The organism is Vibrio sp. Vb0667 (genome assembly GCF_033391095.1).
On sequence record NZ_JAWPOL010000345.1, the window covers coordinates 1 to 1,092 of the forward strand.

Here is a 1,092-nt window from a genome sequence, read left to right on the forward strand (position 1 = left end):
CTGTTGAAACCGTGGATGTACAATAGAAGTGAAGGTTTACTCATAGAAGTCTCGCATGAAAAAGCGAGCCCGAACTTAGAGCTCGGGCATCATTAATATCCGTTGGAAGAGAAATCTGGCTGGAATTGGCCTTCTGGTAAACGGTCGACATGGGTTGTGATGTCGCCGTTGGTGTGCAGTTCTAGCTCACGCCAACCTGGGGATGTGGTATCAAGCGCGAAATCATCGGAATTCGGCTTAAACTGGACACACGTTGATGGTGTTGCCATCACTCGAATACCTTTGTGTATTACGTTCATGTCTTGATGAACATGCCCACACAAAATGCCTTTTACATTGTCGAATCGATCCACAACTTGCCAAAACGCTTCTGCGTCTTTCAACGTATGCTGATCAAGCCAAGCGCTCCCCACCAGCAAAGGATGGTGATGCAATAAAACCAGTGTATGACGCTCAGGAAATTCCGTTAATTTCTCTTCCAAAAGAGTCAACTGCTGATCGCTTAAACGCCCATGAGGCACGCCTACTACTTGAGAATCAAGCAAAATCAATTGCCACTTTTCACCCAGCAACACATGTTCTGCCGCTTGAATTTGTGGTGAAGGTAACACACTTCCCATATTGGGTTTGTAATCGTGATTTCCCGGCAGCCAATAACAATCCTTTTGCAGCGGCGCAATGCCATCAGCAAATCGTTGATAAGACTCGGCGCTATGATCCTGTGAAATATCGCCAGTCGCTAAAATGTAATCAAACCCCACTTTGCGGCGCAAAACTTCGTTAACCACAGCAGAAAAGCTGTCGGCTGTTTTTACGCTCAGCAAACTTCCCTCGTCTGCAGCGAACAGATGAGTATCCGTGATTTGTAAAAGTTTGATGCTGTCATTCGATGATTGCAAAATGAAAACCTGATTCGTTCACTCTATAGTTTCTTGTTATTTTCCTTGAATGACGTGACGATCAATTGAAGGCAAGCGGCGTTCTACTAATGCCACTTCGTAAACAAAACGTCAGCCATTCACCAAGGAACGTATTAAGTTGATGCTTTTCATCTCTCTGCATCAACTGGTCATTGGGATAATCATACTTAGC

General features: G+C 44.8%; 2 protein-coding genes. Both read right to left on the minus strand.

The annotated features are described in order from the left end of the window. Positions 1–92 precede the first annotated feature (92 nt). A complete protein-coding gene (gene cpdA / locus R8269_RS25785) occupies positions 93–899 on the minus strand; it encodes a 3',5'-cyclic-AMP phosphodiesterase (RefSeq protein ID WP_017449192.1) in 807 nt (268 codons plus the stop codon). A gap of 61 nt (positions 900–960) precedes the next feature. Further along, positions 961–1,092, minus strand: a 132-nt coding sequence (locus R8269_RS25790) for a DUF1249 domain-containing protein (protein ID WP_318222983.1), incomplete at its 5' end; no start/stop codon positions are given.